General features: G+C 73.2%; 26 protein-coding genes and 1 pseudogene. 13 read left to right on the top strand and 14 right to left on the bottom strand.

Annotated features, from left to right (window positions below; translation table 11 throughout):
• Positions 1-210: 210 nt before the first annotated feature.
• The 5 genes from ACFRAV_RS23455 (at position 211) to ACFRAV_RS23435 (ending at position 6,033) form a co-directional block, all read left to right on the top strand.
• Positions 211-1,827 (top strand): ABC transporter ATP-binding protein, encoded by a 1,617-nt coding sequence (locus tag ACFRAV_RS23455; RefSeq protein WP_382558219.1) that lies wholly within the window; start codon positions 211-213, stop codon positions 1,825-1,827.
• On the top strand, positions 1,824-2,966 hold the full coding sequence (locus tag ACFRAV_RS23450; protein WP_382558218.1) for an ABC transporter permease: 1,143 nt from the start codon (positions 1,824-1,826) through the stop codon (positions 2,964-2,966). Before ACFRAV_RS23455 ends, ACFRAV_RS23450 begins: the two co-directional genes overlap by 4 nt.
• Positions 2,963-4,228: an ABC transporter permease gene (locus tag ACFRAV_RS23445; RefSeq protein WP_382558217.1), complete on the top strand. Its 1,266-nt coding sequence runs from the start codon at positions 2,963-2,965 to the stop codon at positions 4,226-4,228. Before ACFRAV_RS23450 ends, ACFRAV_RS23445 begins: the two co-directional genes overlap by 4 nt.
• A complete protein-coding gene (locus ACFRAV_RS23440) occupies positions 4,225-4,653 on the top strand; it encodes a cytidine deaminase (protein ID WP_108954686.1) in 429 nt (142 codons plus the stop codon). Before ACFRAV_RS23445 ends, ACFRAV_RS23440 begins: the two co-directional genes overlap by 4 nt.
• 102 nt (positions 4,654-4,755) lie before the next feature.
• Positions 4,756-6,033, top strand: coding sequence for a thymidine phosphorylase (locus ACFRAV_RS23435; RefSeq protein WP_382558216.1), 1,278 nt, complete (start codon positions 4,756-4,758; stop codon positions 6,031-6,033).
• A gap of 51 nt (positions 6,034-6,084) precedes the next feature.
• Here ACFRAV_RS23435 and ACFRAV_RS23430 read toward each other — a convergent pair whose 3' ends face one another.
• Complete coding sequence (locus ACFRAV_RS23430; protein WP_382558235.1) at positions 6,085-7,236, bottom strand: PP2C family protein-serine/threonine phosphatase; 1,152 nt, start codon at positions 7,234-7,236, stop codon at positions 6,085-6,087.
• 211 nt (positions 7,237-7,447) lie between these two features.
• Here ACFRAV_RS23430 and ACFRAV_RS23425 point away from each other — a divergent pair.
• Positions 7,448-7,654 (top strand): annotated as a pseudogene (locus ACFRAV_RS23425) (hypothetical protein); the annotation flags it as partial.
• A 30-nt stretch (positions 7,655-7,684) separates the two neighbouring features.
• On the opposite strand, the gene ACFRAV_RS23420 reads toward ACFRAV_RS23425, so the two are convergent.
• Positions 7,685-8,707 (bottom strand): sigma-70 family RNA polymerase sigma factor, encoded by a 1,023-nt coding sequence (locus ACFRAV_RS23420; protein ID WP_382558215.1) that lies wholly within the window; start codon positions 8,705-8,707, stop codon positions 7,685-7,687.
• Between the two features lie 146 nt (positions 8,708-8,853).
• A complete protein-coding gene (locus tag ACFRAV_RS23415) occupies positions 8,854-10,140 on the bottom strand; it encodes an MFS transporter (RefSeq protein WP_382558214.1) in 1,287 nt (428 codons plus the stop codon).
• 63 nt (positions 10,141-10,203) lie between these two features.
• Between ACFRAV_RS23415 and ACFRAV_RS23410 the strand changes: the two genes are divergently transcribed.
• Positions 10,204-11,157 (top strand): LysR family transcriptional regulator, encoded by a 954-nt coding sequence (locus ACFRAV_RS23410; RefSeq protein WP_382558213.1) that lies wholly within the window; start codon positions 10,204-10,206, stop codon positions 11,155-11,157.
• Positions 11,158-11,263: 106 nt separating this feature from the next.
• Here ACFRAV_RS23410 and ACFRAV_RS23405 read toward each other — a convergent pair whose 3' ends face one another.
• A complete protein-coding gene (locus ACFRAV_RS23405; protein WP_382558212.1) occupies positions 11,264-12,079 on the bottom strand; it encodes an alpha/beta hydrolase in 816 nt (271 codons plus the stop codon).
• A gap of 86 nt (positions 12,080-12,165) precedes the next feature.
• Here ACFRAV_RS23405 and ACFRAV_RS23400 point away from each other — a divergent pair, with 86 nt between their 5' ends.
• Complete coding sequence (locus tag ACFRAV_RS23400; RefSeq protein WP_351118382.1) at positions 12,166-13,281, top strand: adenosine deaminase; 1,116 nt, start codon at positions 12,166-12,168, stop codon at positions 13,279-13,281.
• A 170-nt stretch (positions 13,282-13,451) separates the two neighbouring features.
• Positions 13,452-13,886 carry an ATP-binding protein gene (locus ACFRAV_RS23395; RefSeq protein WP_382558211.1) on the top strand — a complete coding sequence of 145 codons (435 nt, stop codon included), beginning with the start codon at positions 13,452-13,454 and terminating at the stop codon, positions 13,884-13,886.
• Positions 13,887-13,975: 89 nt separating this feature from the next.
• Here ACFRAV_RS23395 and ACFRAV_RS23390 read toward each other — a convergent pair whose 3' ends face one another.
• From ACFRAV_RS23390 to afsQ1, 5 genes are all read right to left on the bottom strand, one after another.
• Complete coding sequence (locus ACFRAV_RS23390) at positions 13,976-14,185, bottom strand: PspC domain-containing protein (protein WP_351118380.1); 210 nt, start codon at positions 14,183-14,185, stop codon at positions 13,976-13,978.
• Between the two features lie 111 nt (positions 14,186-14,296).
• Complete coding sequence (locus tag ACFRAV_RS23385) at positions 14,297-14,854, bottom strand: VanZ family protein (RefSeq protein ID WP_382558210.1); 558 nt, start codon at positions 14,852-14,854, stop codon at positions 14,297-14,299.
• 98 nt (positions 14,855-14,952) lie between these two features.
• The gene (locus tag ACFRAV_RS23380) at positions 14,953-15,567 is read right to left on the bottom strand and encodes a hypothetical protein (RefSeq protein ID WP_382558209.1); all 615 of its coding nucleotides are present in this window, start codon (positions 15,565-15,567) and stop codon (positions 14,953-14,955) included.
• Positions 15,564-17,333, bottom strand: coding sequence for an ATP-binding protein (locus ACFRAV_RS23375; protein ID WP_382558208.1), 1,770 nt, complete (start codon positions 17,331-17,333; stop codon positions 15,564-15,566). Before ACFRAV_RS23375 ends, ACFRAV_RS23380 begins: the two co-directional genes overlap by 4 nt.
• A complete protein-coding gene (gene afsQ1 / locus ACFRAV_RS23370; protein WP_159105658.1) occupies positions 17,330-18,007 on the bottom strand; it encodes a two-component system response regulator AfsQ1 in 678 nt (225 codons plus the stop codon). Before afsQ1 ends, ACFRAV_RS23375 begins: the two co-directional genes overlap by 4 nt.
• 203 nt (positions 18,008-18,210) lie before the next feature.
• On the opposite strand from afsQ1, the gene ACFRAV_RS23365 reads away from it, so the two are divergent.
• A complete protein-coding gene (locus ACFRAV_RS23365) occupies positions 18,211-19,011 on the top strand; it encodes a SigE family RNA polymerase sigma factor (protein ID WP_382558207.1) in 801 nt (266 codons plus the stop codon).
• Between the two features lie 620 nt (positions 19,012-19,631).
• On the opposite strand, the gene ACFRAV_RS23360 is transcribed toward ACFRAV_RS23365, so the two are convergent.
• Both ACFRAV_RS23360 and ACFRAV_RS23355 read right to left on the bottom strand, forming a co-directional pair.
• Positions 19,632-20,279 (bottom strand): uridine kinase, encoded by a 648-nt coding sequence (locus ACFRAV_RS23360; RefSeq protein WP_382558206.1) that lies wholly within the window; start codon positions 20,277-20,279, stop codon positions 19,632-19,634.
• A gap of 125 nt (positions 20,280-20,404) precedes the next feature.
• Complete coding sequence (locus ACFRAV_RS23355) at positions 20,405-20,926, bottom strand: GNAT family N-acetyltransferase (RefSeq protein WP_382558205.1); 522 nt, start codon at positions 20,924-20,926, stop codon at positions 20,405-20,407.
• Positions 20,927-20,984: 58 nt separating this feature from the next.
• Between ACFRAV_RS23355 and ACFRAV_RS23350 the strand changes: the two genes are divergently transcribed.
• Both ACFRAV_RS23350 and ACFRAV_RS23345 read left to right on the top strand, forming a co-directional pair.
• Positions 20,985-21,557, top strand: coding sequence for a TetR family transcriptional regulator (locus ACFRAV_RS23350; RefSeq protein WP_382558204.1), 573 nt, complete (start codon positions 20,985-20,987; stop codon positions 21,555-21,557).
• A gap of 212 nt (positions 21,558-21,769) precedes the next feature.
• On the top strand, positions 21,770-22,228 hold the full coding sequence (locus ACFRAV_RS23345; protein ID WP_382558203.1) for a hypothetical protein: 459 nt from the start codon (positions 21,770-21,772) through the stop codon (positions 22,226-22,228).
• A 165-nt stretch (positions 22,229-22,393) separates the two neighbouring features.
• Here ACFRAV_RS23345 and ACFRAV_RS23340 read toward each other — a convergent pair whose 3' ends face one another.
• Genes ACFRAV_RS23340 through deoC form a run of 3 tightly spaced genes read right to left on the bottom strand, consistent with a single transcriptional unit; the run spans position 22,394 to position 25,687 of the window.
• A complete protein-coding gene (locus tag ACFRAV_RS23340; protein WP_382558234.1) occupies positions 22,394-23,284 on the bottom strand; it encodes an aldehyde dehydrogenase family protein in 891 nt (296 codons plus the stop codon).
• 7 nt (positions 23,285-23,291) lie between these two features.
• The gene (locus tag ACFRAV_RS23335) at positions 23,292-24,728 is read right to left on the bottom strand and encodes an aldehyde dehydrogenase family protein (RefSeq protein WP_382558233.1); all 1,437 of its coding nucleotides are present in this window, start codon (positions 24,726-24,728) and stop codon (positions 23,292-23,294) included.
• On the bottom strand, positions 24,728-25,687 hold the full coding sequence (gene deoC / locus ACFRAV_RS23330) for a deoxyribose-phosphate aldolase (protein WP_382558232.1): 960 nt from the start codon (positions 25,685-25,687) through the stop codon (positions 24,728-24,730). Before deoC ends, ACFRAV_RS23335 begins: the two co-directional genes overlap by 1 nt.
• 118 nt (positions 25,688-25,805) lie before the next feature.
• Between deoC and ACFRAV_RS23325 the strand changes: the two genes are divergently transcribed.
• Positions 25,806-26,471: a PH domain-containing protein gene (locus ACFRAV_RS23325; protein WP_382558202.1), complete on the top strand. Its 666-nt coding sequence runs from the start codon at positions 25,806-25,808 to the stop codon at positions 26,469-26,471.
• Positions 26,472-26,526: the final 55 nt, after the last annotated feature.

Below are 26,526 nucleotides of genomic sequence, written 5' to 3'. Positions count from 1 at the left end.
CGCGCGACACCAAACGCGGTAAGCCTCCTCTGCAGTACGGGTATCGGGAGGCATGGCCAAAAGAGCGCTGCAATGGCAGCGTTACGGCCGCGGAACGGACAGGCGGGCGGCTCACCGGCCCCCGGCTCCGGGCCGTGGCCACCCGGAACGGCAGGGGCGCCGGGCGCAGCTCGCGGCGGACGCCCTTCTCCCCCAGGTTTTCTTAGAGGAGTGTGCGCCATCGACGCGTCCAGCAGCCCTCCGCAGACCGAGCGGGCCACCGCGGTCGAGCTGGCGGGCATCACCAAGCGGTTCCCCGGCGTCGTCGCCAACCACGACATCCGGCTCCGCGTCCAGGAGGGCACCGTCCACGCCCTCGTCGGCGAGAACGGGGCCGGCAAGTCGACGCTGATGAAGATCCTCTACGGCATGCAGAAGCCGGACGAGGGGACCATCACGGTCGGCGGCGAGCAGGTGAGCTTCTCCTCGCCCGCCGACGCCATAGCCCGCGGCATCGGCATGGTGCACCAGCACTTCATGCTGGCCGACAACCTCACCGTGCTCGAGAACGTGGTGCTGGGCAGCGAGAAGCTGCACGGCATCGGCGGCGCGGCCCGCCGCCGCATCGTGGAGATCTCCGAGCGCTACGGCCTGGGCGTCCGCCCCGACGCGCTGGTGGAGGACCTCGGCGTCGCGGACCGTCAGCGCGTGGAGATCCTCAAGGTCCTCTACCGCGGCGCGCGCATCCTCATCCTCGACGAGCCGACCGCCGTGCTGGTCCCGCAGGAGGTCGACGCGCTCTTCGACAACCTGCGCGAGCTCACCTCCGAGGGCCTGTCGGTCATCTTCATCTCGCACAAGCTGGGCGAGGTCCTCTCGGTCGCCGACGACATCACGGTGATCCGCCGCGGCACCACGGTCGGCACCGCCGACCCGAAGCTCACGACGCCGCGCAAGCTCGCCGAGATGATGGTCGGCAGCGAGCTGCCCACCCCGGAGACCGCCGAGTCCACCGTGACGGACCGCCCGGTCCTGACCGTCGACAGCCTCCGCCTGGAGGCCGAGGGCGGCCGCGCCGTCCTGGACGACATCGGCTTCACCATCCACGCGGGCGAGGTCCTGGGCATCGCCGGCGTCGAGGGCAACGGCCAGACCGAGCTGATCGAGGCCCTGATCGGCCTCGCGCACGCCGACTCCGGCACGATCACCCTGGACGGCGAGGAGATCACCTCCTGGGCCACCCGCCGCCGCCGCGAGTCCGGCATCGGCTACATCCCCGAGGACCGCCACCGCCACGGTCTGCTGCTGGACTCCCCGCTGTGGGAGAACCGCATCCTGGGCCACGTCACCGAGAAGCCCAACGCCAACGGCTTCCGGCTGAACCTCAAGGGCGCGCAGGCCGACACCCGCCGCATCGTCGAGCAGTACGACGTGCGCACCCCCGGCATCGACGTCACCGCCGGCTCGCTCTCCGGCGGCAACCAGCAGAAGCTGATCGTCGGCCGCGAGATGAGCCACGCCCCGCGCTTCCTGATCGCCGCCCACCCCACCCGCGGTGTGGACGTCGGCGCGCAGGCCGCGATCTGGGACGTCATCCGCGAGGCGCGCCGCGAGGGCCTCGCGGTGCTGCTGATCTCGGCCGACCTGGACGAGCTGATCGGCCTGTCCGACACCCTGCGCGTGATCTACAACGGCCGTCTGGTCGCCGACGCCGACCCCGCCTCCGTCACGCCGGAGGAGCTGGGCTCCGCGATGACCGGCGCGGCCTCGGGCCACCTGGAACACACGGAGCCCGCGGACTCCGCCGCTCCCGCCGCCCCCGCCGCCCCCAAGGACGAGGCACGATGAAGAAGTTCGACAAGGAGCGGGTGCTCCTGGCCGTGGCGGGGCCGGTCATGGCCCTGGTCGCGGCGATCCTGCTGACCTCGGTGGTGCTGCTGGTCTCCGGCCGCAACCCCATCGAGCCGTACGTCATCATGGCCGAGCAGATCGGCTTCTCCGACGTCCAGGTGCTGATCGTCAACCAGGCGTCGCTGTACTACATCGCCGCCCTGGCCGTCGCCCTCGGCTTCCGGATGAACCTGTTCAACATCGGCGTCGACGGCCAGTACCGCCTCGCCGCCATGACGACCGCCGTGGTCGGCGCCCACGTGGCGCTGCCGGCGGTCCTCCAGGTCCCGCTGCTGCTGCTGACCGCGGTGTGCACCGGCGCCTTCTGGGCCGGCATCGCGGGCCTGCTGAAGGTGACCCGCGGCGTCAGCGAGGTCGTCGCGACGATCATGCTGAACTCGATCGCCACCGCGCTGATCCTGTACCTGACCCAGAAGGACACCTGGGGCGTGCAGTCCGGCAACAACATGACGACCGGCGAGATGCACCCCTCCGGCTGGATCCCGGGCATCGGCCTGGGCGCCGACACCGGCGAGTTGTACGGCCTGATCTTCCTCGCCGTGCTCCTGGGCGTCCTGTACTGGCTGGTCCTCAACCGCACCCGGTTCGGCTTCGACCTGCGGGCCTCGGGCGCGTCCCCGGAGGCCGCCGCGGCCTCCGGCGTCGACGCCAAGAGGATGACACTCACCGCCATGCTGATCTCCGGCGGCGTGGCCGGCCTCTCCGGCCTGCCGCTGCTGCTCGGCGACGCGCACACCTACGGCCTCAGCTTCCCGGCCGGTCTCGGCTTCACCGCGATCGGCATCGCCCTGCTGGGCCGCAACCACCCCGGCGGCATCGCGTTCGCGGCGCTGCTGTGGGCCTTCCTCGACAAGGCGTCCCAGGAGCTCGACTTCTACGACTACGAGAAGGAGATCGCCACGATCATGCAGGGCCTGATCGTGTTCGCGGTCGTCATCTCCTACGAGGTGGTCCGCGTCTGGGGTCTGCGCCGCCAGCAGAAGCGCGTCGGCGAGGAGCTCGCCGCTGCCGCGGCGTCCGCCGCCGGCACGTCCGTCAAGGGTGACAAGACCGAGAAGGAGGTGGCGGCCCGATGAGTACCGCGACCGTCGCCAAGTCCCGGCCCGCGCAGGCCGCGAAGCCCGGCCGCCGCCGGATGTCGCTGCCCGTGGTGCTGCTGCTGATCGCCGGGGCGCTCGTCCTGGTCTCCGTCGTCCGCATGATCACCGGCGCGAACGGCATCACGTCCACCGGCCAGATGTCCACCGCGCTGCGCCTGGCCGTCCCGATCGGCCTGGCCGGACTCGGCGGCCTGTGGGCCGAGCGGGCCGGTGTGGTCAACATCGGGCTCGAGGGCATGATGATCCTCGGCACCTGGTTCGGCGCCTGGGCCGGCTACCAGTGGGGCCCGTGGGTCGGCGTGGCCTTCGGCATCCTGGGCGGCTGCATCGGCGGCGTCCTGCACGCCATCGCCACCGTCACCTTCAACGTCAACCACATCGTCTCCGGTGTGGCGCTGAACATCCTGGCGCTGGGGCTGGCCCGGTACCTGTCGAAGTACACCTTCGAGGGCGTGCCGCAGGGCTCCTCCAAGCAGTCCCCGCCGATCGAGTCACTGGGCACCTTCGACGTGCCGGGGCTGTCCGACTGGCTCCTCACGCTCAACCAGAAGCACTGGTTCGTCGTCTCCGACGTCGCGGGCCTGCTCGGCGGCGCGATCACCAACCTCTCGCCGCTGACCGTGGTCGCGGTGGCGCTGGTCCCGCTGAGCTGGTTCGTGCTGTGGCGCACCGCCTTCGGTCTGCGGCTGCGCTCCTGCGGCGAGAACCCGGTGGCCGCCGAGTCGCTGGGCGTGAACGTCTACAAGTACAAGTACATCGCCGTGATCATCTCCGGCGGCTTCGCCGGCCTCGGCGGCGCCTTCCTGTCGATCGTGGCGTCCAACGTCTACCTCGACGGGCAGACCGCCGGCCGCGGTTACATCGGTCTGGCCGCGATGATCTTCGGCAACTGGATGCCGGGCGGCCTGGCCCTCGGCGCGGGCCTGTTCGGCTACACCGACAGCCTCAACCTGCGCGGCGGCACCAGCAACGTGCACGCCCTGCTGCTCCTGGTGGCGTTCCTGCTGCTGGCCGGCGCGCTCTACCTGGCGTGGCGCAGGCGCTACCTGCCGGCCCTGGTCACCGCGGTGATCGCCGCGGCGACCTACCTCTGGTACGCGAACACCTCCGAGGTGCCGTCCCAGCTGGTGACCGCCAGCCCGTACATCGTCACCCTGCTGGTGCTCTCGCTGTCGGCGCAGCACCTGAGGATGCCGAAGGCGGACGGCCTGTCGTACCGCAAGGGCCAGGGCGGATGACGGGGACGACGGCCGCGGCGGGCGGCGCGTTCGACTGGGACGCCCTGCGGGCGGTGGCGCACGAGGCGATGACCCGCGCCTACGCCCCGTACTCGGGCTACCCGGTCGGCGTCGCCGCCCGCGTGGACGACGGCCGGGTCGTCTCCGGCTGCAACGTGGAGAACGCCTCCTACGGCATCGGCCTGTGCGCGGAGTGCGGGCTGGTGTCGGAGCTGCAGCGCACCGGAGGCGGGCGGCTGACCCACTTCACCTGCGTCGACGGCGAGGGCGCCGTGCTCGTCCCGTGCGGACGGTGCCGGCAGCTCCTCTTCGAGTTCGGCGGCGCCGAGCTCCTGCTGGAGACCCCCGAGGGCGTCCTGCCGCTGTCCGCCATGCTCCCGCAGGCCTTCGGCCCCGGCCACCTCCACCAGGGCCCCGGGGCCTGACCTCTCCTCTCCCGGGGGCGCGGATCTACTTCCGTGCCCCCGGGGACGAGCGGCCGGCCCGCCGGCAAGATCACCGCAACGAAGCGAAGAAGGGGCCGTCCCATGGACGCCATCACCGTCATCCGAGCCAAGCGCGACCGCGCGGAGCTGACCGACGAGCAGATCGACTGGGTCGTCGACGCGTACACCCGCGGCGAGGTCGCCGACTACCAGATGGCCGCCCTCAACATGGCGATCCTGCTCAACGGCATGAACCGCCGCGAGATCGCCCGCTGGACCGCCGCCATGATCGCCTCCGGCGAGCGGATGGACTTCTCCTCCCTCTCCCGCCCCACCGCCGACAAGCACTCCACCGGCGGCGTCGGCGACAAGATCACCCTCCCGCTCGCGCCGCTGGTCGCCGCCTGCGGCGCCGCCGTCCCGCAGCTCTCCGGCCGCGGCCTCGGTCACACCGGCGGCACCCTCGACAAGCTGGAGTCGATCCCCGGCTGGCGCGCCTCGCTCTCGAACGAGGAGATGCTCGCCGTCCTCGACGACGTCGGCGCCGTGATCTGCGCCGCCGGCGAGGGCCTCGCCCCGGCCGACCGCAAGCTCTACGCGCTGCGCGACGTCACCGGCACCGTGGAGGCCATCCCGCTGATCGCCTCCTCGATCATGTCCAAGAAGATCGCCGAGGGCACCGGCGCGCTGGTGCTGGACGTCAAGGTCGGTTCCGGCGCCTTCATGAAGACCCTGGACGACGCCCGCGAGCTGGCCACCACCATGGTCGGCCTGGGCCGCGACCACGGCGTCAACACGGTCGCGCTGCTCACCGACATGTCCACCCCGCTCGGCCTCACCGCCGGCAACGCGCTCGAGGTCCGCGAGTCCGTCGAGGTGCTGGCCGGCGGCGGTCCCTCCGACGTCGTCGAGCTGACCCTCGCGCTGGCCCGCGAGATGCTCGCCGCGGCCGGCCTCCCCGACGCCGACCCGGCCAAGGCGCTCGCCGACGGCTCCGCGATGGACGCCTGGCGCCGCATGATCCGCGCCCAGGGCGGCGACCCGGACGCCGCGCTGCCCACCTCCCGCGAGCAGCACGTCGTCACCGCCCCGTCCTCCGGCGTGCTGACCCGCCTGGACGCCTACGCCGTCGGCGTCGCCGCCTGGCGCCTGGGCGCGGGCCGCGCCCGCAAGGACGACCCGGTCCAGGCCGCGGCCGGCGTCGAGCTGCACGCGAAGCCGGGCGACACCGTCACCGCGGGCGCCCCGCTGATGACGCTGCACACCGACACCCCGGAGCGCTTCGGCTACGCCCTGGAGTCCCTGGACGGCGCCTTCGACGTCGCCGCCGCGGGCACGGACTTCACCGCCCCGCCGGTGGTCCTGGAGCGCATCGGCTGACCCTGCCGCTCCGCTGCCGTCCCCCGGCCGCCATCCGCCCCGTCCGGCGCCTCAGCCGGACGAGGCGGGCCGGGGCTGCCACTCGATCAGCAGGATGGTGGCGTCGTCGGTCAGCCGGTCGTTGTGGTGGTCCAGGATGTCGTGGATCAGCAGCCGGAGGATCTCGGCGGGGCGCTCCCCGGCGGCCGCGGAGCGGATGATGAAGTCGGCGAACCGCTCGAGGCCGAACTCGTCGCCGCCCCTGCGGGCCTCGGTGACGCCGTCCGTGTACAGCAGGACCCGGTCGCCGGGCTCCAGCGTCGTCTCGTGCACCGCGCGCGCGGCGCCGGGCCCCAGCAGGCCGTGCAGGCCCATGGGCGGCTCCGAGGGGCGGTCCAGCGCCCTCTCGAGCACCCGCTGGCCCCGGATCAGCAGCGGCGCGGGGTGTCCGCAGTTGCTCCAGCGCAGCACCCCGGTGTCGGCGTCCAGCTGGCACACGACGCCGGTGCAGAACTGGTCGGGCAGCCACTGGGCGAGGGCCCGGTCGACGGAGTCGAGCATCTCGGACAGGTCGGCGCGGGAGCGGCGCGCGTTGCGGCAGCACGCCAGCGCCACCGCGGTGGTCAGCCCGGAGGCCAGGTTGTGGCCCATGGAGTCGAAGATGCCCGCGTGCAGGGTGTTGCGGGTCAGCGAGTGGTCGAAGGCGTCGCCGCCCAGGTCGTAGGCCGGCTCCAGCACGCCGGTGGAGATCACCGAGGTGGTGCCGATGCTGCGGGGCGGCAGGAAGGCGCGCAGCATCTCGGTGTGCGCGTGCATGGGACGGGTGCGGGTGCGGGCCACGAACCAGTCGCTGTAGGTCCGCTTGGTGGTGACCACCATGGAAAGCGTGTGGGCCAGCAGCCGGCACCGGCGCAGCCGCACGGCGTCCATCGACGCCGACCGCACGCCCAGCACGCCCAGGCGTTCCGCGCCGTCCACCAGGGGCACCCAGACGACCAGCTCGCCCAGCTCCTCCTCGAGCCGCACCGAGACCGTGCGGTAGGCCCAGCCGGCCGTGCTGTCGTCGACCGGCATCCGGTCGTCCTGTTCGTCGAGCGGCACCAGGATCCGCTGCTGCAGATCGACCATGTAGATGGTCGCGCCGCTCAGTCCCAACGCCCGGGCGCAGCGGTCCACCAGCCCGGGCAGCTGGTACGGGACGATCGCGTGGACGTCGGCGAGCATCCTCTCCAGCAGCTGCTCGTCCAGGCCGGAGGCCGCCGCCCGGTCGGGTACGTCGTCCGTCACGACATCACCTCACTCCCTCGGCCCCACTCTCACACCGTCCGGGCCGCGGACCCATCGGCCCCGCCGCAGACGGAGCAACGGTTCCCCCGGCGCGGGCGGGCCCGCGCCTCGCCGATGAGTCCGGCCGCCGCACGCGGTCTACCCGTGCATGAGGGATCCGGAGAGCGTCGTGCTGCGCGTGCCGGGCGAGCCCGTCGGAAAGGACGGCGTCGCCCGGCTGTGCGACGCCGCGCGCGACGGGCTGGCCGGCGGCGCGGCCGTGGTGGTGTGCGACGTCCGCGCGGTTCGGCGGCCCTCGCTCGGCACCGTCGACCTGCTGGCGCGGCTGATGCTCACCGCCCGGCGGGCCCAGGGCCGCATCTTGCTGCGCGGCCCCGACCCGGGGCTACTCGCCCTGCTCGGCCTCGTCGGGCTGACCGTCGGCGTCGAGGCGCCCGGCGAGACCGAAGAGGGGGAAGAAGCGCTGCGTGTCGAGGAAGCAGTGCATCGCGGCGATCCGCCCCTCTGACAGCTCCAGCACCTGCACCGCCCACGGGGAGTACCCGCCGCGCTCCGGATCCGGCTTGTAGTGGGCGAAGCCGGGCAGGCCGTTGACCTCCACCGGGAACAGCTTCGAGCCGGCGCAGCCCGCGCCGGCCGTGGTCATGAAACCGGTCATGTCCGAAGGACCGAGCAGCCACAGGTCGAACGGCGGCATGGTCATGATGGCGTCCTCGTGGAGCAGCGCCGTCAGCGCGGCCATGTCGTAGCCCTCGAAGGCGGCGACGTAGCGCTCCAGGAGCTTCTGCTGCTCCTCGTCCAGCGGATCGGAGACCTCGCCCGGCCGTTCCCCGCCGCGCTCGGACAGGGTGGCCCGGGCGCGCTGGAGGGCGCTGTTGACCGAGGCCACCGTGGTGTCCAGCAGCTCCGCGACCTCGCTCGCCCGCCAGGCCAGCACCTCGCGCAGGATCAGCACCACGCGCTGCTTGGGCGGCAGGTCCTGCAGCGCCGCCATGAACGCGAGCCGCACCGACTCCTTGGCGACGGCCCGCTCGGCCGGGTCGGAGACGTCCGGGATCACCCGGGCGTCCGGGACGGGCTCCAGCCAGGTGTGGTCGGGGCGCGGCGACAGCGCGGCCTGCGCGAGCGGCGTGGCGGCGGACAGGTCCACCGGCCTGGCCCGCTTGTTGCCGGCCGACAGCAGGTCCAGGCAGACGTTGGTGGCGATCCGGTAGAGCCAGGAGCGGAGGCTGGAGCGCCCCTCGAACTTGTCGCGGCTGCGCCAGGCGCGGATCATCGTGTCCTGCACCGCGTCCTCGGCCTCGAAGGAGGAGCCGAGCATGCGGTAGCAGTAGCCGGTGAGCTCGGTGCGGTACCGCTCCATCGCCTCGGAGTCCACCGCTCCGGTCGCTGTGGATACGTCGGTCATGACAACCCGCCCCTCGGCTTCTTCGCCTGTAACGCCAGCACTTCCGGAAGCTACCGCAGCCCACTGACAACGTACTGCGGGACGGGAGAAGTCGCAGGTGGGAAGCGGCGGCGAGGTGTGGCGAGGCCCGGCGAGGCCCGGCGGGGTCAGGCCGCCGGGACCGGGCGGCGGGCCGCCAGGGTGCCCAGCAGGGTGATCGCCGAGACGCCGGCCACGGCCAGCAGCCCCACGGCCACCGTGCCGCCCCAGCCCGCCGCGTGGAAGGCCACCGCGCCCAGCGTCGAGCCCACGCTGGAGCCGATGTAGTAAGCGGACTGGTACAGCGCCGCCGCCTGGGCCCGCCCGTGCTGCGCGGTCCCGCTGACCGCGGAGGAGGCCGCCGAGTGCCCGGCGAAGAACCCGCCGGTCACCAGCACCAGACCCAGCAGGATCAGGGGCAGCCGGTCGGCGAGCGAGACCAGCAGGCCCGCCGCCGTCAGCGCGCCGGACAGGTACAGCGTGCCCCGGCGGCCGAGCCGCCCGACCAGCCGTCCGGAGACGGACGCGGACACCGTGCCGACCAGGTAGACCAGGAAGATCGAGCCGACCACGCCCTGCGGCAGGGAGAACGGCTCCTCGGTCAGCCGGTAGCCGATCACCGTGTACACGCCGCCGAACACCGTCATGAACAGGGCGCCGATCGCGTACAGGCGCCGCAGCAGCGGGTTCGCCAGGTGGTCGCGCACGGTGCGGGCGACCACGCCGGGCCGCAGCGAGCCGCGGGTGAAGTGCTTCGGCTCCGGCAGCAGCAGGCGGAACGCCACCGCGCAGCCCACCGCCAGGACGCCCAGCACCGCCAGCGCCACCCGCCAGCCCCATTCCTGGGCGACCCAGCCGCTCAGCACCCGGCCGCTCATGCCGCCGACGCTGTTGCCGGCCACGTACAGCCCGACCGCGGTGATCAGCGCCCGCGGCCGCACCTCCTCGGCGAGGTAGGCGGTCGCCGAGGCGGGCAGCCCGGCCAGGGCCGCGCCCTGCACCGCGCGCAGCGCCACCAGCACCCCGAGGGAGGGTGCGAAGGGGACCAGCAGTCCGATGCCGACCGCCACGGCGACCGCTCCGGTCATCGTGGCGCGGCGCCCGAACCGCTCGGAGAGCGCGCTCATCGGGATGACGAACAGGGCGAGGCCGCCGGTCGCGGCGGCCACCGTCCACGACACGTCGCTCACGGTGGAGCCGTAGTCGGCGGAGATCAGGGGGAGGAGTGCCTGCGTGGAGTAGAGGAGGGCGAAGGTCGCGACCCCGGCGAGGAAGAGCGCCAGGCTCATCCGCCGGTAGGCGGGGGTGCCGACGTCGACCCGGGTGTCCGGGGAGGCGGCGGGGGTGACGGGCGGGGCGGGGACGGAGGTCGCGGCGCCCACGCGGGTGGACGCCTCGGTACTGGCAGCAGGCATGGTTCGACCGTACGAACCACCTCGCTCATCCGTCCAATGCACGGACTGGCCATAATCGTTCCCGTGGTGCATCAGCAGAGGTCACAGGAGTGGCTGTCACGGACCGGTGACGTGGAAGACATCGTCACGAACCTCGTCCCGCGTCTCGCGTACTTCGCGGGCGTGGCCCGCAACGAGCACGTCACGCGGGCCGCGCAGGAGATGAGGGTGCCGCAGTCGACGCTCTCGCGGGCCGTCGCCCGGCTGGAGGAGGACCTCGGGGTCGACCTCTTCGCCCGGCGTGGCCGCACGGTGGCCCTCACCCCCGCGGGGCGCACCTTTCTCGCCTCCGTGGAGCGGGCGCTGGCCGACCTGGAGCGGGCCGCCGAGGAGGTCCGCGCGGACGCCGACGCGGCGGTCGGCAAGGTCGCCTTCGGGTTCCTGCACACCATGGGCGCGGAGACGGTGCCGGGGCTCATCCACGCCTTCCGCGCCGACCACCCGGGCATCCGCTTCAGCCTCGTGCAGAACTACGGCGAGGCGATGCTGGAGGGCCTGCGGCGCGGTGAGTTGGACCTGTGCCTGACCTCGCCGGTGCCGGACGCCCCCGACCTGGTGGCCCGTCGCCTCGACGAGCAGAAGCTGCGGCTGGTGGTGCCCGCCGACCACCGGCTGGCCTCCCGCAGGAGGATCCGGCTGTCGGAGGCGGCGGAGGAGACCTTCGTGACGCTGGAGACCGGGTACGGGCTGCGGCGGATCACCGACGACCTGTGCGCGCAGGCCGGGTTCCGGCCGCGGGTCGCCTTCGAGGGGGAGGAGGCGGAGACCCTGCGCGGCCTGGTCGCGGCCGGGCTGGGCGTGGCGCTGCTGCCGCCGCCGGCCTTCCCGCGGCCCGGGGTCGCGGAACTCGCCGTCACCGCGCCGCGGGCGGTGCGCGAGATCGGCGTCGCCTGGCTCGACGGCCACCCCGACACCCCGCCGGTCGCCGCCTTCAAGAAGTTCCTGCTCTCCCGCCGCGGCCACCTCCTGCCGACGTGACCTGTGCGGGGCCTCCCGGGCGTCGGCCTCCCTCCCGACGTCACCTGCCGGGCCTCCCGGACGTCGGCCCTCGCCCCTGACGTGACCTGCGGAGGAGGCCCGGGCGTCAGCCCTCGCGCAGCCGGCCGAAGCCGGAGGCGAGGGGCATGCGCAGGCCCAGCGGCGGGGGCGCGGCGAGGGCGTCCCGCACGGCCCGCGGCATCGGCGCCCCCACGAGCGTGCCGAGCGCGAAGTCGGCGGCCAGCGTGTGGACCTCCCACCGGTAGGCCCGCAGCGCGTGCCCGTCGGTGTGCACCTCGAACCGGCACACCTCCCGGTTCGTCTTCTTGATCCGCTCGGCCAGCCGGAACGACCGCTCCGGCGCGCACCGGGCGTCGTCCGTGCCGTGCACGACCAGCACCTGACGGGACGCCAGCTGCTTGACCGGCTCGGGTCCGGCCGCCGCCCCGTGCCCGCCGTCCGGCGGCAGCCAGGGGGCCAGCGCGACCACCGACCTGACCGCCGGGTGCCCCGCGGCCCGCAGCGCCGCCCGGCCGCCCATGTCCACCCCGACCAGGCACACCGGCACGTCGCCGTACCGCCGCACCGCCTCGTCGGCGGCGAGCCCGGCGTCCCCGGCGAGCGCCGCGTCCTCGCCGTTCCAGCCGCCCAGCCGGTAGCGCACCAGGTGCACCACGAGGCCGTGCCGCTCCCCGGCCCGGGCCAGCCGCCGGCCCAGGGCGCGCATCGCGACGTACGTGGCCGCGGACGACGGGGCGCGGTCCGACTCCTCCTTGCCGGGGGGCAGCAGCAGCACCACCCCGGCGACCGCGCGGGGCCCGTCCGGCCGCCGCAGGGGCCGCGCGGCGAACGGCCTGCCGAGCCGATCCGGTCCGTCAGGGCGGTCCGGTAGGTCCGGGCCGCGGGTGCCTTGGTGTGCCATGCGCCCACACTGGCAGAACACCGCGCCCACGCCACCCTCGCGCGCGGGATCTACGCGCGTAGGGAATTGCGCGTTATGGTTCAGCGATGAAGAGCCAGACCATCCACGCCCCGACCGCGGAGCAGATCCGCCGGGCCCCGAAGGTCGTGCTGCACGACCACCTCGACGGCGGCCTGCGCCCCGGCACGGTCGTCGAACTCGCCCGCGAGAACGGGTACGAGTCGCTGCCGTACAACGACACCGACAAGCTCGGCTCCTGGTTCCGCGAGGCCGCGGACTCAGGTTCCCTGGAGCGGTACCTGGAGACCTTCGCCCACACCGTCGGCGTGATGCAGAGCGAGAACGCCCTGCGCCGGGTGGCCGCCGAGTGCGCCGAGGACCTCGCCGCCGACGGCGTGGTGTACGCCGAGGTGCGGTACGCCCCCGAGCAGCACCTGGAGGGCGGGCTGACGCTGGAGCAGGTCGTCGAGGCCGTCAACGCCGGTTTCCGGGAAGGGGAGCGGCGCGCGCGGGAGAACGGCCACCGCATCCGTGTCGGCGCCCTGCTCACCGCCATGCGGCACGCCGCCCGTTCGCTGGAGATCGCCGAACTCGCCAACCGCTACCGGGACTCCGGCGTGGTCGGCTTCGACATCGCGGGCGCCGAGGCCGGATACCCGCCCACCCGCCACCTGGACGCCTTCGAGTTCCTGAAGCGGGAGAACAACCACTTCACCATCCACGCCGGCGAGGCCTTCGGGCTGCCCTCGATCTGGCAGGCCCTCCAGTGGTGCGGCGCCGACCGGCTCGGCCACGGCGTGCGGATCATCGACGACATCGAGGTCGCCGAGGACGGCTCGGTGGAACTCGGCCGGCTCGCCGCCTACGTCCGCGACAAGCGGATCCCGCTGGAGCTCTGCCCGACCTCCAACCTGCAGACCGGTGCGGTCGACTCCTACGCGAACCATCCGATCGGCCTGCTGCGGCGGCTGCACTTCCGGGTCACCGTCAACACCGACAACCGCCTGATGTCCGGCACCACCATGAGCCGCGAATTCGAGCACCTTGTCGGCACTTTCGATTACTCGCTCGACGACATGCAGTGGTTCACCGTCAATGCGATGAAATCAGCATTCATTCCTTTCGATGAAAGGGTGGCGATGATCGATGACGTGATCAAGCCGGGCTACGCCACGCTGAAGGCGGAGTGGCTGTTCCGCTGAACCGCCCCTGAGCTGCGGTGACGTCGGACGCGCAAGGGCCGGGAGGAGAATCCGCCCGGCCCTTGCGCCGTGGAACGTGCGCATTTCGGTGTTTGCGGACCGCGCCGATCCGTGTTTACGGTCGTGGACCGCTCAGTCCCCCGTCATCGCACTTCAAGGACGCATTCACTATGAAGCAGTCTGCTGCCAAGACCCTCGGCGTCGCCGCCCTCGGCGCCGCCTTCGCGGCGGTCGGCGCGGGTGCCGCCACGGCTGCCCCGGCCCTCCCGGACGCCGGCCCCGCGCTGAGCGGCCTGACTGGCGCGATGCCCGCGGACGGCGTCGGGGACGCCCTCCAGGGCCCTCTGGTCCAGGGTCTGCAGGGCGCCGGCGACCAGCTCGGCGGCATCGGCGACGAGCTCGGCGGCATGGGCATGGACGCCGCCATGGGCAGCGCCGACAAGGTGTCCGGCGCGGCGCAGGACCGTGACGCCGGCGCCCGCGCCAACGGGGGCGAGGAGGCGGCCTCCCCGCTCGGCAAGGTGACGCCGCTGCTCGGCGGCCTCGGCCTCGGCGAGATGAACATGGGCTCCGGCAGCAACCTCAACGGCCTGCCCCTCGGCTGAGTCCTGCCGCCCCCCCGCATGCCCGAAGGGGCGCGACCGGCTTCCCGGTCGCGCCCCTTCGGCCTGCCCGTGCGGGCCCTCCCGCGGCGTCAGACGACGGCGGAACGGCGGGCCGCCCGCTTCTCGTCCGGCAGCAGGATCCACAGCGCGACGTACACCAGGAACTGCGGCCCCGGCAGCAGGCAGGAGACCAGGAAGATCACCCGCATGGTGGTCGCGGAGACGCCGAAGCGCTTGGCCAGCGCGGCGCAGACTCCGGCGATCATGCGGCCGTGGGTGGGGCGAACGAGGCTGCTCATGGCTGCTCCTTCGTAGAGCGTCGTCAGAGGGTCGTCTCTGCCGGGAGGCGACCCCCGCGGCCGCCCCCTACGCCATCAAAGCTACGTCGGCAAAAGGGGCAACGCGTCGCTCTACGGGGCGATCGGGACCCTGGGAATCCTCGGGGGCAGACCCTGAGCCGCCTCCTGGTCGACACCCTCGGGGGCATGCCGCGCGCGCCGGCCGAGCCGTCGCCGCAGCGCCGCCCGGCCGGCCGGCACCACGCTCAGGTGGGTCACCGTGATCCCGACGGTGTTCAGGATCAGCGAGTCGACGTCGACCACCTGACCGGGAACACCGGTCTGCAGCAGTTCGATGCCCAGCGAGATGAGGACCCCGGCCGCCACCGTGCGGACCAGCGAGAGCAGCGTGGCCGCCCGCAGCCGGCCGCCGGCCAGGGGCAGCAGCACCCCCAGCGGCGCCAGCAGCGCCAGGTCCTCGACGATGCGCCGGGCGGCCGGCCACCAGCCGAGCGCCAGGTCCGCACGTATCCCCGCCATCGGCCGGACGTTGGCCGGGGTGATCCAGGGGACGTCCAGCGGTCTGAGCGTCAGCCACCCGACGACGGCGAGGTGTGCGGCGAGGAGAAGGACACCTGCCGTGCGAAATCCGGTGGCGATGTTTCCGTCGCCCGAGCGTTGACGCTGCACGTGGCTCTAGACGCCGCCCCGTGCCCCGCGGTTCCGGGAACCCGCGCACCCCGGTCGCACCCCCGGTTCCCTCGTGGCCGTGCGCGCCCCCGCGGCCGTCACTGCGCCGGGGCGGCGGTGGCGGAGGGGACCGGAGTGGCGGTCGGGTTGTTGCGTACCTCCGGCGGGCACTCGTAGCGCGACAGGTCGCCCTCCGGGCCGCCGAGGGTGACCTTGCCCGAGCCGCCCTGGGTGGCGGTCGACTCGGCGAAGGTGCAGACGATCTGCGCCATCGCCCCGCTGCGCATCCGCTCCGGCGGCACGCTCAGCCGGAAGGAGTCCGCCGGGTCGCCCGGCCGCGCGCCCTTCACCCCGGTGCCGAACGGCACCAGCGTCCGGTAGCCGTCCTCCAGTTCCCCCGGCGAGGGGTGCCGGGCCAGCTCGTCGAGCAGACCCCGCGCCACCACGGAACGCCGTCGCGCCTCGTCGGTGTCCGCCGGCAGCTCGACCGTGCGCTGCACCAGCGTCAGCTGGCCGTCGCACAGCAGATACACCCGGACCGGCACCCGGGTCGCGTCCCGCGGCTGCGGCGAGGACGTCAGGCTGGGGCACGGCATCCGTGACGGGGCCGGGGTGAAGTACACCGGCACCTCCGTCGCCCGGATCCCGCAGCCCGCCAGCACCACCGCCGGTATCACGCCCAGCAGCAGCGCCCTCGCGCCCCTCGCCCTCACCGCCCGCTCCTTTGCCTCTTGCTCGCGCCCGGCTGCTGCTCCGCCGCGGCGTCCTCGGTCGCCGAGGACGCGTCCAGCGGAAGGCGCAGCGTGAACACCGCTCCGCCGTCGGGGGAGTTGGCGGCGGATATGTCGCCGCCGTGGATGTGCGCGTTCTCCAGCGCGATGGAGAGCCCCAGACCCGAGCCCTCGGAACGCGGCCGGGAGGCGCTCGCCTTGTAGAACCGGTCGAAGACGTGCGGCAGCACCTCCTCGGGGATGCCCGGACCGTGGTCGCGGACCTCGATCACCAGCACCTTGCCCGCCGCCTCGGAGAGGGCCTCGGCCCCCTCGTCGCCGGCGTCCGCGTCCGCGACCTGCTCCGCCCGCTCACCGGGATCGTGCGCCGCGTGCGCCGCGAGCGGCGCGTGCGGCATCGGCGGCGCCAGCGGCTCCGCCGGGGCGTCCTTCACCCGCACCGAGACCCGCACCGGGGAGCCGCCGTGCTTGAGGGCGTTGCCGATCAGGTTGGCGAGTATGACGTCCAGCCGCCGCGGGTCCAGCCGCGCCGTGACGCCGCGCTCCGCGTCCAGCTCGACCGCGTCCAGCCAGGCGCGGGCGTCGACGCAGGCGGTGATCTGGTCGGCGATGTCCACGTCGTCGAGGACCAGACGGGCGGTGCCCGCGTCGAAGCGGGTGACCTCCATCAGGTTCTCCACCAGGTCGCCGAGCCGCCGGGTCTCGCTGACCACCAGCCGCACGGCCGGCTCGACCATCGGGTCGATGCCGCCGGTCTCCGCGTCGAGCTCCTCCTCCAGCACCTCCGTCACCGCGGTGATCGCGGTGAGCGGGGTGCGCAGCTCGTGCGACATGTCGGCCACGAACCGGCGCGACGCCTCGTCCCGGGCGCTCATCTCAGCCACCCGGTGCTCCAGCGCGGCGGCGGTGCGGTTGAACGTCCGTGACAACTCGGCCAGTTCGTCTGTGCCGGAGACCTGCAGGCGGGTGTCCAGCTTGCCCTCGCCCAGCCGGCGGGCGGCGATGCCCAGCCGGTGCACCGGCCGCAGCACGGTGGTGGCGGCCGCCTGCGCCAGCAGCGCGGAGCCGACCAGGGCCAGCGCGGTGGCGATGCCCAGGGACCAGGCCAGCGAGTTGAGGTCCTTGGCCTCCGGCTCCAGCGACTTCAGCATGTAACCGGTCGGGCCGTCGGCGATCTTCGCCCCGGCCACCAGGCACGGGGTGTCGTTCTCGTCCACCGTCCGCTGCCAGTACAGGTGGTACGGGGAGGAGTTGACGGACGTCAGCTTCTGCTTGCGGCCCACCGCGTCGCTCAGCGAACGCGGCACGTCCTCCAGGGTGAACTGCTCCCACACGTTCGACGGGGCGGTGACCCTCTCCCCGTCGGGCGTGGTGGATATCAGCAACACGCTGAAGTGCTGGCTGCTGCGGGACATCTCCTCGGCCGCGTGCCGCAGTTCCTCGCGGGTCGGCTCGGCCGGGAGGGCCGCCGCGTGGCGCTGCATCTCCTGCGCGAAGTCGCGCAGCACCGCGTCCTGGGCGCGGGTCAGCACCGCCTCGCGGTTCAGCCAGTACGCGATGCCGGACGCCGTCACCGCCGCGGTCAGCGCGACCAGGCCGAAGACCAGCACCAGGCGCAGCCGCAGGCTGGTGAAGCGCAGGGAGCGGGCTCTCGGGGCCTTCGCCTCCCGGCCTCCGCCGCCGCCCTGCCCGGCATCGGCGGACGGCTGCGCCGCGGCAGGGGTGCCCGGGGGATGGCGCTCGGTCACTGCGGCTGGTCCAGGCGGTAACCGACGCCCCGCACCGTGCGGATCAGCGTCGGGGAGGACGGCACGTCCTCCACCTTGGCGCGCAGCCGCTGCACGCAGGCGTCCACCAGGCGCGAGTCGCCCAGGTAGTCGTGCTCCCACACCAGCCGCAGCAGCTGCTGACGCGACAGCGCCTGCCCGGGGCGGCGGCTGAGCTCCAGGAGCAGCCGCAGCTCGGTCGGGGTGAGCTGCAACTCCTCCCCGTTCTTGGTCACCGTCATCGCGGAACGGTCGATGACCAGCGAGCCGAACGCCGCCGAGTCGCTCGACTCCCGCTCCCCGCGGCGCAGCACCGCGCGGATCCGGGCGTCCAGCACCCGGCCCTGCACGGGCTTGACCACGTAGTCGTCGGCGCCGGACTCCAGCCCGACCACCACGTCGATGTCGTCGCTGCGCGCGGTCAGCAGGATGATCGGCAGCTGGTCGGTCCGCCGGATCCGCCGGCAGACCTCGAAACCGTCGATTCCGGGCAGCATGACGTCGAGCACGATCAGATCCGGCCGCTGCTCGCGCAGCAGCTGAAGACCGTCCTCACCGCTCGCAGCGGTCGCCACGCGGTGCCCCTGGCGGGTCAGGGAGAGCTCCAGGGCCGTACGGATGGCGTCGTCGTCCTCGATCAGCAACAGGGAAGGCACGGGCTCATTCTGGCCCATGGTCCTCACGGAGGGAATTCCGGTTACCGGAACACCTGTTCGCCCCAGCTCACGGCCGGGACGCCCGGGAACGCGATCTTCGTGCGGGGGGCCTGTGACAGGTCTGTGACAGTCGGCGGACACCGTCATGAAGTGTCCCCGGCAACATCTTCCTCACGGACAGGAACATGACGGGGAGGCGCGGGATGAGCACTCTGCTCAGCAATGGCACTGGTGCAGTGACCACGCGTCTGCACGACGTGGTGATCCGGGGGGAGCGGTCCGGCGTCGTGGGGGCGCGGGGCTGCGTGCGGGGAACCGGCAGCCGGTACGGCGTTCCGGCCCAGCCGGCGCCGGGACCCGCGTCCGCGCCCGTCACGCCCGCCGTGACGCCTGCCGTGACGCCTTCCGTGCCGGCGCAGCGCACGGCCGCCGACCCGGTGCGGGGGGACCAGGGCGGCCCGCGCGCCACCGAGGGCGGCCTGTCGGAGGCCGAGTTCACCGCCTACGTGCGGGAACGGCGGGCCTCGCTGTACGCCACGGCCTACCACCTGACCGGCGACCGCTTCGAGGCGGAGGACCTGCTCCAGAGCGCGCTGTTCTCCACCTACCGGGCGTGGGACCGGATCAGCGACAAGGCGGCGGTGGGCGGCTACCTGCGGCGCACCATGACCAACCTGCACATCAGCGCCTGGCGCCGCCGCAAACTCAACGAATACCCGACCGAGGAGCTGCCGGAGACGGCCGGCGACCTGGACTCCATGCGCGGCACCGAGCTGCGCACCGTCCTGTGGCAGGCGCTCTCCCGGCTCCCCGAGCCGCAGCGGACCATGCTGGTCCTGCGGTACTACGAGGGCCGCACCGATCCGGAGATCGCGGACATCCTCGACATCAGCGTCGGCACGGTCAAGTCCAGCATCTGGCGGTCGCTGCGGCGGCTGCGGGAGGACCAGGTCCTCGGACTCGGCCGTGACGAGGAGGAAGCCTTCGGCGAACTGGTCGCCTGAAGGTAGCGAGGGCTCACGGGGGATCGGAGCCCTTGGGGGGGCACGGGGGAACAGGGGAAACACGGGGGGAACGGGTCCGGGCGGTTCCGGGGGGAGCCGGCCGGACCGGGGGAGCCATGGGGACCCCACGGGGGAAACGGGGGCCCCACGGGGGAAAGCGGGGGGCACGGGGGAAGGGCGGGACCGGAAGCGGGGGCTTTCCGGTCCCGCCCTCTTGCGTGCGGGGGGCGTTTCGTGTGGTGCCGTTCGCGCGGGGGTGGTGCGGGTCGCGCGCGGTGCGGGTTGCGACCCCGCGGCCCCGCGGCCCCGCGGCCCCGCGATCACCCTCGCGCTTCGCCGCAGCGTCGCTTCCGTGCCGACCGGTGCCGACCGGTGCCGACCGGTGCCGCGGGGGGCGCGGAGGGCCCGCCGGCGGCGGTGGCGCGGGGACAGTCCGTGTTGCCGCGGGCGGGAGTGCCGCCGAGCCCCGTGCGAGGTGTTCGTGTCACGGCAGGCAGTGGTGCCGCCCGGCCCCGTGCGGGTGGTCCGGGTCGCCCGGCTCGGCCGAGCCGCCCGACGCGGTGCGGCCCCGCTGTTCGCCGCGGCCGGGCTCGTGTCACGCGGGGTCGGGCGAGGCCCGGTCAGCCCGTGGTCGCCCGGCTCCCGCCGGACCGCGCCGTCGCCGCGCCCACCACGGCCGCGACCCTCGTCTCGGCCTCCGGCCGGTCGCAGGGGTATGCCCCGAGCGAGGTCTGCCGCGCCACGATGGTCCGCTCCGACCGCATCAGCCGCCAGCCCCGCCGCAGCAGGAACGGCACCGACTTGCGGCCCTCGCGCAGGTCCCGCAGGAAGCGCCGCCGGAACGTGGTCACCGACCCCCGGGTCAGGCACAGGGCGTCGCCCAGCAGCCCCAGCTCACGGCAGCGGGAGACGATCTCTGCGGCGAAGATCCCCTCGGCCACGAACACGGGCGCGCCGGCGATGTCCAGCTCCGTCCGCCCGGTGCGGGCGCTCAGCGAGATGTCGTACACCGGCACCTCGGTCCGCCCCGTCCGGCACAGCGACTCGATCGCGGCCACCGCGGTGTCCGCGTCCCAGGACAGCGGGTGGTCCCAGTCGATGTCCTCGCTCCCGGCCAGCAGCGGCAGCGAGGGGTCGTCCGCCTCCTTGTAGAAGTCGTCCAGCCGCAGCACCGGCAGCCCGGTGGCGGCAGCGAGCAACGACTTCCCGGACCCCGAGGGGCCGCAGAGCAGAACAACACGTGTCGACGAGGAGTACTGGGTGGTCACGAGACACCAGTCTGCGGCATCGAACGCCCCTCGAACGAGTCGGCGGCGTGACTTCGGCGCGGACGTCCCATTGGACGCCCCGTCGGACATGCCCCGCAGGCGCCGCCGGGCGCCGTCCGCGACCGTCAGGCGGACGGGTCCGCGGTGAGGTCGAGTGTCCAGTTCTGGCCGACCAGATCGTGGCCGTAACTGTGGTGGCGTTCCTCGTCGGCGAGCGTGAAGCCGAAGCCCCGGTAGATCCGGCGTGCCGCCGTGAGCACGTCGTTGGTCCACAGCGTTACCTGCTCGTAGCCCGCCGCACGGGCGAAGGCGAGGCACTCCTCGACCAGGCGGGTCCCGAGGCGAAGGCCCCTGCCCTCCGGGGTGACGAGCAGGATGCGCAGCCTGGCCTCCTGGGGCCGGTCGCCGGCGACGAGGAAGACGCATCCCACGCGCCGCCCGTCGACCTCGGCGATCCACCCCGCCTCACGCGCCGGGTCGTGCCCGGCCGCGTAGTCGGCCACGATCCGGGCGACCAGCGCCTCGAAGTCGGTGTTCCATCCGAACTGCCGGTCGTACGTCTCGCCGTGGGCCATCACCACCCATCCCAGGTCGCCGGGACGGTCGGCGCGACGAATGCGGACCTGCTGCTGGACTTGCTGTGGCACGTGCTCTCCCGGCCCATGAGGGCGTCACTGAAACGATCGTTTCAGTTAGGCTAGTCGCATGTCCCAGGAAGCGCCAACCCCCTCCGCCCGGCAGAACGAGCTGCTGGAAGCGGCCTACCGGTACGCCCTCGACCACGGTCTGGCCGACCTGTCGTTGCGCCCGCTGGCCGAGGCCGTCGGCTCCAGCCCGCGGGTCCTGCTCTTCCTCTTCGAGAGCAAGGACGGCCTGCTGCGCGCGCTGCTCGCCCGTGCCCGCGCCGACGAACTGGCGCTGCTGGACCGGGCCCGGCGGACCGACCGGCCCGAAGGACTCGGCCCGGCCGTCGCACGGGTCTGGACGTGGCTCGCCGACAAGGAGCACCGGCCGCTGCTGCGCCTGTGGGCCGAGGCATACACCCGCTCCCTGGTCCAGCCCGACGGGGCCTGGGCCGGTTTCGCCCGCGCGACGGTGGAGGACTGGCTCCAGGTCCTGGCCGGCTTCCAGCCGCCGTCCGAACGCGACGGCGAGGCCGGCGCCGCCCGCCGCACCCTGGCCCTGGCCGTCCTGCGCGGCGCCCTGCTCGACCTCCTCGCCACGGACGACGAACAGCGGGTCTCCGCCGCCGTCAGTCACCAACTCGCCCTGCTGTGACGGGCGCCCGGAGGACCGCCCGGCCGGGGCCGTACGCGCGGCCCCGTGGCCCGGCGAACAGGTGTGATGTGAACCCCCGCGCGCGGCGGGATGTGGTGCGGGGTTGGCTTCGAACAGGACGGGAACAGCGGGCAAGCCACTTTGGCCCGCCGCGCACGCTCCACTACGCTTCGTGATTCCCCGGTCACCGAAGAGAACAGGGCCAGCGCACCATGGGACGTCACGCCGCGCCGAAGCAGGCGAAGCAGTCGAAGCACACCGGACGCGCGAGCGCCGCACGCGCGGCGGTGGTCCTGGCGGGGGCCGGGCTGGCGCTGGGTGGAGGGGCGGTGGCGGCCTCCGCGGCGCCGGTGCCGGCGGTGCCGAGCGCCGATCAGGTGGAGCCCAAGGTGGCGCTCAGCGTGATCGACCTGAAGACCGGGATGGAGACGCTGAAGAACACCGTCGGGTACACGGTCGGTCCGGTCGGGGCGCTGAAGCCGAACCCGCTGGCCGGGACCGGGGTGGACCCGACGGACAACGGGGTGGGCACCCAGGTCGCGGACTTCCAGCCGGTCACGACGAAGACGCTGACCTCCCCGCTCACGCAGGCGGAGACGATCAACGCGCTGCCCGCGGTGGGTCAGGTCACCGGGATGCTCGGAGGCCTCGCTCCCGCCCCGGCGGCCTGAGCGGCCCGGTCGGTCAAGGACCGGGGACGGCCGGGGCGGGAGGGGCTGTGCCGGATGCGGGATGTGGGGGAGTTACCCGCAGCCGGTCTGCGGCTGTGCCCCCTCCCCTCCTGCGGGGGGCTCGCCGCGGTCGGTGGCCCGGTGGTGGTGCCTTTCCGGGACCGGTCAGTAGGACGATCCGGAGGCGCCCAGCGAACCGGTCGTGTGCCAGACGGTCTTGGTCTCCAGGAAGGCCGTCAGGCGGTCGGTGCCCGGGGTCGCCGTGAAGTCCTCGCCGGTGCGCGGACGCAGCACCCGCTTGAGGTTGTCCGCGGCCGCGACCTCCAGCTCGGTCGCGAGCTCCGCGTTCGCGCCGGTCAGGTCGAGGGCGTTGACGTCCATGTGGGAGGCCAGCGTCGGGGCGATCTCCGCCGTGCGGCCGGAGAGGACGTTGACCACGCCGCCGGGGACGTCGGAGGTGGCCAGCACCTCGCCGAAGGAGAGGGCGGGCAGCGGGGACCGCTCGCTCGCCACCACGACCGCCGTGTTGCCGGTGGCGATCACGGGCGCGACCACGGAGACCAGGCCCAGGAGCGAGGACTCCTGCGGGGCCAGCACCGCGACCACGCCGGTGGGCTCCGGGGTGGAGAGGTTGAAGAAGGGGCCCGCGACCGGGTTGGCGCCGCCGGCGATCTGGGCGATCTTGTCGGTCCAGCCCGCGTACCAGACGAGGCGGTCGACGGACAGGTCGACCAGCGCGGCCGCCTTGGCCTTGGACAGGCCCTCCGCCTCGGCCACCTCACGGGTGAACTGGCTGCGGCGGCCCTCCAGCATCTCCGCGACGCGGTAGAGGACCTGCCCGCGGTTGTACGCCGTGGCGCCCGCCCAGCCGCCGAACGCCTTGCGCGCCGCGACCACCGCGTCACGGGCGTCCTTGCGGGACGACAGCGGGGCGTTCGCGAGCCAGTTCTCGTCCTTGGAGCCCGTCACCTCGTACACCCGGCCGCTCTCGGAACGCGGGAACTTGCCTCCCACGTACAGCTTGTAGGTCTTGAAAACGCTCAGACGCTGTGACATCAGACGCTCAGACATCGAGGTAGGCCTCCAGCCCGTGGCGACCGCCCTCGCGGCCGTAACCCGACTCCTTGTAGCCGCCGAACGGCGAGGTGGGGTCGAACTTGTTGAACGTGTTGGACCAGACGACGCCCGCGCGCAGCTTGTTCGCCACGGCGAGGATGCGGGAGCCCTTGTCGGTCCAGATGCCCGCGGAGAGGCCGTAGGCGGTGTTGTTGGCCTTGGCGACCGCCTCGTCCGGGGTGCGGAAGGTGAGCACCGACAGGACCGGGCCGAAGATCTCGTCGCGGGCGACGGTGTGCGCCTGGGTCACGCCGCTGAAGACGGTCGGCGCGAACCAGTAGCCCGCGGACGGGATCTCGCACGGGGCGGTCCAGCGCTCGGCGCCCTCCGCCTCGCCCTGGTCGGCGAGGGAGGAGATCCGGGCCAGCTGCTCGGCGGAGTTGATCGCGCCGATGTCGGTGTTCTTGTCCAGCGGGTCGCCCAGACGCAGGGTGGAGATGCGCTGCTTGAGGGCGTCGAGCACCTCGTCGTGCACCGACTCCTGGACCAGCAGGCGGCTGCCGGCGCAGCAGACCTGGCCCTGGTTGAAGAAGATGCCGTTGACGATGCCCTCGACGGCCTGGTCGACGGGCGCGTCGTCGAAGACGATGTTGGCGCCCTTGCCGCCGAGCTCCAGGGTGAGCTTCTTGCGGGTGCCGGCCACCGTGCGGGCGATGGCCTTGCCGACGGCGGTGGAGCCGGTGAAGGCCACCTTGTTCACGTCCGGGTGGGCGACCAGCGCGGCACCGGTGTCGCCGTAGCCGGGGAGGATGTTCACGACACCCTTGGGGAGCCCGGCCTGGCGGCAGATGTCCGCGAAGAACAGGGCGGACAGCGGGGTCGTCTCGGCCGGCTTGAGGACCACCGTGTTGCCGGTGGCGAGCGCGGGGGCGATCTTCCACGCCAGCATCAGCAGCGGGAAGTTCCACGGGATGACCTGCGCGGCCACGCCCAGCGGCTTGGGCGCCGGACCGTAGCCGGCGTGCTCCAGCTTGTCGGCCCAGCCCGCGTAGTAGAAGAAGTGCGCGGCGACCAGCGGGAGGTCGGCGTCGCGGGTCTCCTTGATCGGCTTGCCGTTGTCCAGGGTCTCCAGGACGGCCAGCTCGCGGGAGCGCTCCTGGACGATCCGCGCGATGCGGAACAGGTACTTGGCGCGCTCGCTGCCGGGCAGCGCGGACCAGCCCTCGAAGGCGCGGCGGGCGGCGGCGACCGCGCGGTCCACGTCGGCCTCGCCGGCCCGGGCCACCTCGGAGAGGACCTCCTCGGTGGAGGGGGACACCGTCTTGAAGACGCGGCCGTCCGCGGCCTCGGTGAACTCGCCGTCGACGAACAGCCCGTAGGACGGGGCGATGTCCACCACCGAGCGGGACTCGGGCGCCGGTGCGTACTCGAAAGTCATGGGGATCAGTCCACCGTCACGTAGTCGGGGCCGGAGTAGCGGCCGGTGGCCAGCTTCTGCCGCTGCATCAGCAGGTCGTTGAGGAGGGAGGAGGCGCCGAAGCGGAACCAGTGGTTGTCCAGCCAGTCCGGGCCCGCCGTCTCGTTGACGATGACCAGGAACTTCACCGCGTCCTTGGCGGTGCGGATGCCGCCGGCCGGCTTCACGCCGATCTGGATCCCGGTGCGGTCCCGGAACTCGCGCACGGCCTGCAGCATCAGCAGGGTGTTCGAGGGGGTCGCGTTGACCGCCACCTTGCCGGTGGAGGTCTTGATGAAGTCGGCCCCCGCGAGCATCGCGAGCCAGCTGGCGCGGCGGATGTTGTCGTACGTGGACAGCTCGCCGGTCTCGAAGATCACCTTGAGGCGGGCGGCACCGCCGCAGGCCTCCTTCACGGCGGTGATCTCCTCGTACACCTTGAGGTAGTGCCCGGACAGGAAGGCGCCGCGGTCGATGACCATGTCGACCTCGTCGGCGCCCGCGGCCACGGCGGCCCGGACGTCGGCCAGCTTGACCTCCAGGGGCGCGCGGCCCGCGGGGAAGGCAGTGGCGACGGAGGCGACCTTCACCGAGGACCCGGCGACGGCCGCCTTGGCGACCTCGACCAGGTCCGGGTAGACGCAGACCGCGGCGGTGGAGGGCGCCGTGCGGTCGGTCGGGTCGGGCAGGACGGCCTTGGCGCCGAGCGCGCGGACCTTGCCGGGGGTGTCGGCGCCCTCCAGCGTGGTCAGGTCGACCATGGAGATCGCCAGGTCGAGGGCGTACGCCTTGGCCGTCGTCTTGATGGACCGGGTGCCCAGGGCCGCGGCCCGGGCCTCCAGGCCGACCGGGTCCACGCCGGGGAGCCCGTGCAGGAAGCGGCGCAGCGACGCGTCGGACGCGGCGACGTCGGTCAGTGCGTGGGTCGGGGAGGGTGTTGTCGACATGGTCACCAGGCGAGCATATCTACGCGTGTAGCTGCTGCCCAGTCCTCAAGGTCTCCATCCGGTTCCGGATCGGTCGCGGGGCGGAGGAGAGCGGTCGTGGTCAGGCACAATCGAAAGCATGAACACGAGCCCCACGGCCCCCACCAGTCCTGACACGGTCTACCGGTCCCCGATGGCCCTGGCCGGCGGAGTGCTGACGCTGCTCGTCGTCGGCGGACTGTCCGTCGACGCCTTCCTGCACGGCTCCACGCGGGCCGTCTGGACGGCGGTGGGCGTACTGCTGCTGGTGGTGCCGGTGGTCGTCGCCTTCACCTTCCGCCCCGCGGTGCTGGCCAACGAGGAGCGGCTGGCGGTGCGCAACCCGCTGCGGATGATCACGCTGCCGTGGGGGCAGATCGCCGGGTTCCGGTCCGGGCTCTCGCACGAGGTGTTCACCGAGGACGGGCGGAAGTTCGAGCTCTGGGCGCTGCCGGTGTCCCTGCGGGACCGGCGCAAGGCGCTCCGCAAGGCGCAGACGGCGGAGCGGCCGGGAGGCCGCGACCGTGGACGGGGCGCCGCGCCGGCCGGGCTCGGGTCCCCGGGCGCGGCGGGCCCCGGCGGGGTCGTCGACGAGCCGCCGCGGCGGGGGACCGACCAGATCGTGGGCGACCTCCGCGAGCGCTGGGAGCGCCAGGTGAAGGTCTCCACCGCCCAGGGAGAGGTCACCGTGCGCTGGGCGTACGAGCTGATCGCCCCGGTTGCAGCGGGCCTGATCGTCCTGATCGCCCTCCAGGTGACGGGCTGACCGTTGGCGGTTGGGCGGGGTGAGCCCCGGTTTCACTGCTCCAGCAGTGAAACCG

This window comes from Streptomyces sp. NPDC056600, from assembly GCF_042792855.1.
In the GTDB taxonomy this organism is placed as follows: domain Bacteria; phylum Actinomycetota; class Actinomycetes; order Streptomycetales; family Streptomycetaceae; genus Streptomyces.
The sequence above is the reverse complement of the archived record's forward strand: the minus strand, read 5'-3'. Positions and strand labels throughout refer to the sequence as shown.

Coding starts and splice junctions, on each gene's coding strand:
- ACFRAV_RS23395 (WP_382558211.1), top strand. CDS start 13,452: ATGAAGCAGTCTGCTGCCAAGACCCTCGGCGTCGCCGCCCTCGGCGCC.
- ACFRAV_RS23325 (WP_382558202.1), top strand. CDS start 25,806: ATGAACACGAGCCCCACGGCCCCCACCAGTCCTGACACGGTCTACCGG.
- ACFRAV_RS23340 (WP_382558234.1), bottom strand. CDS start 23,284: ATGTCACAGCGTCTGAGCGTTTTCAAGACCTACAAGCTGTACGTGGGA.
- ACFRAV_RS23365 (WP_382558207.1), top strand. CDS start 18,211: ATGAGCACTCTGCTCAGCAATGGCACTGGTGCAGTGACCACGCGTCTG.
- ACFRAV_RS23445 (WP_382558217.1), top strand. CDS start 2,963: ATGAGTACCGCGACCGTCGCCAAGTCCCGGCCCGCGCAGGCCGCGAAG.
- ACFRAV_RS23450 (WP_382558218.1), top strand. CDS start 1,824: ATGAAGAAGTTCGACAAGGAGCGGGTGCTCCTGGCCGTGGCGGGGCCG.
- ACFRAV_RS23405 (WP_382558212.1), bottom strand. CDS start 12,079: ATGGCACACCAAGGCACCCGCGGCCCGGACCTACCGGACCGCCCTGAC.
- ACFRAV_RS23390 (WP_351118380.1), bottom strand. CDS start 14,185: ATGAGCAGCCTCGTTCGCCCCACCCACGGCCGCATGATCGCCGGAGTC.
- deoC (WP_382558232.1), bottom strand. CDS start 25,687: ATGTCGACAACACCCTCCCCGACCCACGCACTGACCGACGTCGCCGCG.
- ACFRAV_RS23435 (WP_382558216.1), top strand. CDS start 4,756: ATGGACGCCATCACCGTCATCCGAGCCAAGCGCGACCGCGCGGAGCTG.
- ACFRAV_RS23345 (WP_382558203.1), top strand. CDS start 21,770: ATGGGACGTCACGCCGCGCCGAAGCAGGCGAAGCAGTCGAAGCACACC.
- ACFRAV_RS23440 (WP_108954686.1), top strand. CDS start 4,225: ATGACGGGGACGACGGCCGCGGCGGGCGGCGCGTTCGACTGGGACGCC.
- ACFRAV_RS23350 (WP_382558204.1), top strand. CDS start 20,985: ATGTCCCAGGAAGCGCCAACCCCCTCCGCCCGGCAGAACGAGCTGCTG.
- ACFRAV_RS23415 (WP_382558214.1), bottom strand. CDS start 10,140: ATGCCTGCTGCCAGTACCGAGGCGTCCACCCGCGTGGGCGCCGCGACC.
- ACFRAV_RS23430 (WP_382558235.1), bottom strand. CDS start 7,236: ATGCTCGCCGACGTCCACGCGATCGTCCCGTACCAGCTGCCCGGGCTG.
- ACFRAV_RS23420 (WP_382558215.1), bottom strand. CDS start 8,707: ATGACCGACGTATCCACAGCGACCGGAGCGGTGGACTCCGAGGCGATG.
- ACFRAV_RS23400 (WP_351118382.1), top strand. CDS start 12,166: ATGAAGAGCCAGACCATCCACGCCCCGACCGCGGAGCAGATCCGCCGG.